Genomic DNA, 5,077 nt, shown 5'->3' with positions numbered 1-5,077 from the left:
AAAAGGCTCAAAGCCGTGCCCACCACGTTCCAGCCCCCGCCCGCGGAGCCCGGAGTCGCCCGGGTCCAGCGCCAGACAATTACTTTTCTTCCCGCTTCAGCTTCAACACCTTCACGTCGTCTCCCTGCACGTCAATGACCATGTCGTAATCCGGGTCGTTGTCGATGGCGCCCAGGTTGACCCGCGTCCGGTCGTCTGTGTGGGTCAGCCCCGTCAGCCGCTGCTTCACGATGGTTCGGAACGTGTCCACGTCTTGGTAGTGGGCCTGGATCAGGTCCCCTGCCTTCGCCAAAGTGTAGCCGTCGTCGATGAAACTCTTAATGATCATGATCTTCGTCAGCGTCTTGATACTGTACCGCTTGTTCCCGCCGGTGGCGTGGCGGATGGGGTGGATCAAACCCTTTTTCTCCCAATACCGAATTTGCGTGGTGGTGGCGCCGGTGATGCGGCTGGTTTCACCGATCCCCATGGAAATATCCAGCGTTTTGAGCTTCTTTACAATGCTATCCAATGGTTTTGCACCGCCTTTCCTGATACTTGCTATTATGAATATCAGATTAGGTCTTGTCAATGTCACAAAATGTGGTAAAGTGGTCGTACAACATTTTTTCTGAAAAAGGTGGCTTGAGCGTGCAAGTTAAAGATAACAATGGCCGCCCGGTCAACGTGACGATGTTGGTCATCACGCTGGTTACGGGTGTGTTCATTACCGTGCTGAATCAGACGATCCTGGCGACCGCCTTTCCGACCTTGATGAAGGCCTTCAATATTTCCACCGCCACCGTTCAGTGGCTGACGACTGGGTTCCTCATGGTCAACGGGATCATGATTCCTGTGTCGGCTTACTTAAGTGCCAAGGTGCCGACCAAGTGGCTGTACATTACTGCCATGAGCACCTTCGAGTTAGGGACCGTCGTGGCGTTCCTTTCTAACAGCTTCCCGATGCTGCTGACAGCGCGCTTGATCCAGGCACTGGGCGTGGGGGTCACGATGCCCTTGCTGCAGAACATCATGCTCTCCATCTTCCCGATGGAGAAGCGGGGGACCGCCATGGGTATCGCCGGTATCGCCATTGGGGTGGCGCCGGCCATTGGCCCGACGCTGTCCGGGTATGTGATCGATAACTTCGGTTGGCGGACGCTGTTCGGCATGATTATCCCGGTCGCCGCCTTGGTGCTGGTGGCCTCGTTCTTCTTCATGCGCAACGTGCTGCCGAATACGAACCCCACGATCGACGTGCCATCGCTGGCGGAATCCACGCTGGGCTTCGGCGCCTTGCTCTACGGCTTCTCAGAAGTCGGCAACAAGGGCTGGGGTGATCCGGTGGTCCTGGCCAGCATCGCGCTCGGGGCAGTCGTCATGGCCCTCTTTGCGCGGCGCCAACTGCACCTGAAGAATCCCTTCGTCCAGATTCGGGTCTTCAAGAACCACGTGTTCACGCTCTCCACGATTCTGGCATCCATTTCTAACATGGCGATGGTCGGGGCAGAAATGGTCATTCCCCTCTATCTCCAAATCATCCACGGTAAGTCCGCCTTCGAATCCGGGCTGACGCTGCTGCCCGGGGCGCTGCTCATCGCCTTGATGAGCCCCGTCACCGGCGCCGTCTTCGACCGCATCGGCGCCCGCCGGCTGGCTCAGCTGGGCTTGTTCCTGTTGACGATTGCCACGATTCCCTATGCGTTCATCACCGCCACGACACCGTCCATTTACATTACAGTGCTCTACGCTGTGCGGATGTTCGGGGTGTCGATGGTCCAGATGCCGCTGACCACCAACGGGATGAATGCGTTGAGTGGAGAAATGATCCGCCACGGTACGGCTGTGAACAACACGGTCCGGCAGGTGGCGACATCCATGACCACGGCCATCATGGTCTCGGTCCTGACCAACGTGACGAACAATGCCAAGCCGGCGGCCAGCTTGTTGAAGCTGGACCCCTTGGCCTATAAGCACGACTTCTTCAACGCGACCCTGTCCGGCTATCATGCCGCATTCTGGATTGCCACCGGCTTCAGCGCAGTGGGCTGGATCCTGGCTTTCTTCCTGAACAAGAAGCAGCGGTCCCACGATGTTGATGTGGCAGAAATGAAGGAAGACAAGGAGGCGGCAGAATGATTCTGTGGATTCTTGGTATCGCCGTCATCGCGCTGTACCTCAGCTTTATCATGATGCGTTCCGGGGTGGCGCGGACGGCCTTGATCGCCGTATTCGGGGCCATTGTCTTGGGAGCGCTGGTTCTGGTCACCATTAACGACCAGAACAACTTCGGCATGGTGGAGAAAACCACCACGACGACCCAGACGATCACCTCGGCGTCGCCGAGCAAACAGCTGCCGCTGCTCCTGTACCAAAATGTGGGGACAAACGGTAAACGGCAAGTCTATATCTACAAGCACGACGGCAAAACGACGCATTCTAAAGCCGACTACGCTGTGACCAACAAGGTCCAGCCAAGCGCCAGTGCTCAGTCCGCCCAAGTCGTCAAGAAACGGACGACCTGGCGGTATCAAAACGACTTCTATCGCGTCCTCTTCGGGAACGAGAATGATGGCCTGTTCGCCAAGCAAGTGAACACCTATATCATCCCCAAGACCTGGACCACGCTGACGACCAGCCAAGCCAAGGCCTTAGCCAAACGACTCAAAGCCTTCCAGCATCCCAGTGCAGCACAAAAAGCCCAGATGCAGGCCGCCGTCGCCGCGCAAGTCAAAGCGGCGCGGATGAAGAATCCGCAAATGACCGCTGCCCAACAGGCGGCCGTTGTTAAGGAAGCAACGGCAAAGATTCAGCAGCAAGCGATCCAGGCTGCCATTGCGGCAGTGAAGAAATAGGCAATCCAGACAAAGAAAATAGGCGCTCTCCACAAAACTGGGATACGCCTATTTTCTTTGTCTTCGCTATTTTTCGTTGGTGACGATTTTTGGGGCTCGACGGGCAGCCTCTGCAGCGGTTGCTTCTTTGAGTGAAATGGTTGACCCGGGTTTTTCCAACCCGGCCATAACCGCGATTGCCTTGGCGACGTCGTACTTGTCATAAAAGTCGTCAATGAGCTGATCCATTGATTTTTGTCCAGAATCGATTTCGGTCAAAGCACCCACCTCCTTTACAAATTATACAACCTTAATCACGGATGTTTCCACTCTGTCTCGCTGCATCATACCGCTCGACAGCGGTTACTACGTCAGCAGACTTGATTAATAACTCTACCCCGTTTGGAATGCTGCTGTTTGGGAGCCCGTCAATTGCAGTGTGAGTCAGTTGTTCGACTAATTGAATGGTGCGTAATGATGAATCTTTCAAGAATAGGCAGAACAACTCCGTCATAATGCCATCCAGTGATTTCTGCACGCTGGTATTGCGATACTGGTTGCCGTAATACTTTTTCAGAATTGCCAATGCACTTTGAGTTTTCGGGTGGAGTAACCATTGCCGAAATTTCAACCTATCCTGATGATTTGTTGCAAAAGAGAGTATATTTTCCTCTGGAGAAGTCACTCGAAGTTTCAACACAACTGTACGACCACTAAATTTATCTCCAAATGCCTGTGCGAGGAACGGGTCCCCCACAAAGCTGTAGAAGCCATAACCGAGGTTTCCGGGATTCTTTCTCACTTTTCCAGACAATATTTGGGCTGTACTGTAGCGATCAATTTTCATCCCATGATATCCGTCGCTCAACAGCCGGTTGCCCGGGAACTCTTTCGTTGCATGATAAACCACCGCCGTATAATCTGCCATTGCACTCACCTTCCATTATTCACTCACAAGGTAGATTACGCAAAACGTTGCCAATGTTAAAAGAAAACGCAAAAAAGAAGGCAGACAATTTTCCCGCCCGCGGGTATTTTAGTGTAATCACCAGAATCCAATCCAGATATCCCCAATGCTGCCGCTTCCAAAACGATAAGGAAAAGCAAGGGAGGCCCGCATTTGGCCTCCCTTGCTTTTCCTTATCGTTTTATCCGATCTGCCGGTGGAACTTCTCAAAATGGAACAGCTTATCCACCCGGGCATAATATTCGTCCGGAATCTTCAAGTCCAAGGCCTTCAAGTTACTCTCTAACTGGGCCGGCTTGCTGGCTCCGGTAATCAAACTCGAAATCCGCGGGTCACGCAGCGCCCAGGCTAGCGAGAATGTCGCCAAATCGGTATTCAACTCGTCGGCCATGGCCACCAAGGCGTCCACTTTCTTCAAGTTGTCCTCCGTCAGCATCGCCTGAATCTGGTCCTGATAAGTGGCACGGGAGCCGGCCGGAATCGGCTTGCCCAGCCGGTACTTGCCGGTGAGCAGACCCTGGGACAGCGGGGAGAAAGGTACGATGCCCATCCCCAGCTCGCCGCAGACATCCATCAGTTCGTTCTCGATGTAGCGGTCGAAGATGTTGTATTGCGGCTGTACGACGCTCATCGGGTGCAGGTGTTCTTCCTTGATGATCGTGTTGGCTTTCTCCAAACGCACCGGGGTCCAGCCTTCACTGACGCCGTAGTAGAGGATCTTGCCCTGGTCGACCAAGTCGCTCAACGCCCGCAGCGTTTCTTCCATCGGCGTCTCTTTGTCGAAGCGGTGGCAGAAGTACAGATCGAGATAATCCAGCTGCATGTTCTCCAGCGACTGATCGATGGACTCCATGATGTGCTTGCGGGACAGACCGCGGTCGTTGGGACCCTCGCCGGTCGGGAAGTAGACCTTGCTGGAGACGACCAGTTCCTTGCGCGGGAACTGCTTCAGTACAGTGCCCAGGAACTTCTCCGCCTCGCCGCCGCTATACGCATCCGCACAATCGAAGAAGTTGATGCCATGCTCGTAGGCCAGCTTAATACTCTGCGCCGCCAGGTCCTGCTTCTCCTGCCCGTGCAGGTTCGTCATCCAACTGCCCAGCGCCAACGCACTGACCCGCAAGCCAGCTTTACCTAAGTGCCGATATTCCATATTTGAGACACGTCCTTCCAATTTCTGCTTACCAATTCAGTGTAGGGGAGAAAGGAAGCGCGTGCAATAAGGCACTTTTTGGTAACCAGAGGAGAGAGCGGAGCCGAGCGGGAGAAGCGTACGCATAAGGACAAAGGCGGGAAA

6 protein-coding genes are annotated in these 5,077 nt (G+C 54.4%); 2 read left to right on the top strand and 4 right to left on the bottom strand.

Annotation, left to right across the window (positions count from 1 at the left end; genetic code table 11):
- Nucleotides 1-79 precede the first annotated feature (79 nt).
- Nucleotides 80-511 (bottom strand): MerR family transcriptional regulator, encoded by a 432-nt coding sequence (locus L248_RS11625; protein WP_022530432.1) that lies wholly within the window; start codon nucleotides 509-511, stop codon nucleotides 80-82.
- 119 nt (nucleotides 512-630) lie between these two features.
- On the opposite strand from L248_RS11625, the gene L248_RS11620 reads away from it, so the two are divergent.
- The gene (locus tag L248_RS11620; protein ID WP_040536568.1) at nucleotides 631-2,118 is read left to right on the top strand and encodes an MDR family MFS transporter; all 1,488 of its coding nucleotides are present in this window, start codon (nucleotides 631-633) and stop codon (nucleotides 2,116-2,118) included.
- Entirely contained in the window at nucleotides 2,115-2,834 is a 720-nt protein-coding gene (locus L248_RS11615; protein WP_022530430.1) for a DUF4811 domain-containing protein, read from the top strand. Before L248_RS11620 ends, L248_RS11615 begins: the two co-directional genes overlap by 4 nt.
- 66 nt (nucleotides 2,835-2,900) lie before the next feature.
- Here L248_RS11615 and L248_RS11610 read toward each other — a convergent pair whose 3' ends face one another.
- The 3 genes from L248_RS11610 to L248_RS11600 form a co-directional block, all read right to left on the bottom strand.
- Nucleotides 2,901-3,092, bottom strand: coding sequence for a hypothetical protein (locus L248_RS11610; RefSeq protein ID WP_040536566.1), 192 nt, complete (start codon nucleotides 3,090-3,092; stop codon nucleotides 2,901-2,903).
- A 31-nt stretch (nucleotides 3,093-3,123) separates the two neighbouring features.
- Nucleotides 3,124-3,741 (bottom strand): hypothetical protein, encoded by a 618-nt coding sequence (locus tag L248_RS11605; RefSeq protein ID WP_040536564.1) that lies wholly within the window; start codon nucleotides 3,739-3,741, stop codon nucleotides 3,124-3,126.
- 220 nt (nucleotides 3,742-3,961) lie between these two features.
- Entirely contained in the window at nucleotides 3,962-4,933 is a 972-nt protein-coding gene (locus L248_RS11600; RefSeq protein ID WP_022530428.1) for an aldo/keto reductase family protein, read from the bottom strand.
- Between the last annotated feature and the right edge of the window lie 144 nt (nucleotides 4,934-5,077).

The sequence above is a fragment of the Schleiferilactobacillus shenzhenensis LY-73 genome, assembly GCF_000469325.1.
GTDB classification, from domain to species: Bacteria; Bacillota; Bacilli; order Lactobacillales; family Lactobacillaceae; genus Schleiferilactobacillus; species Schleiferilactobacillus shenzhenensis.
Note: the sequence above shows the minus strand (reverse complement) of the source record. Positions and strands in the feature narration are given on the sequence as shown.

Coding starts and splice junctions, on each gene's coding strand:
- L248_RS11615 (WP_022530430.1), top strand. CDS start 2,115: ATGATTCTGTGGATTCTTGGTATCGCCGTCATCGCGCTGTACCTCAGC.
- L248_RS11605 (WP_040536564.1), bottom strand. CDS start 3,741: ATGGCAGATTATACGGCGGTGGTTTATCATGCAACGAAAGAGTTCCCG.
- L248_RS11600 (WP_022530428.1), bottom strand. CDS start 4,933: ATGGAATATCGGCACTTAGGTAAAGCTGGCTTGCGGGTCAGTGCGTTG.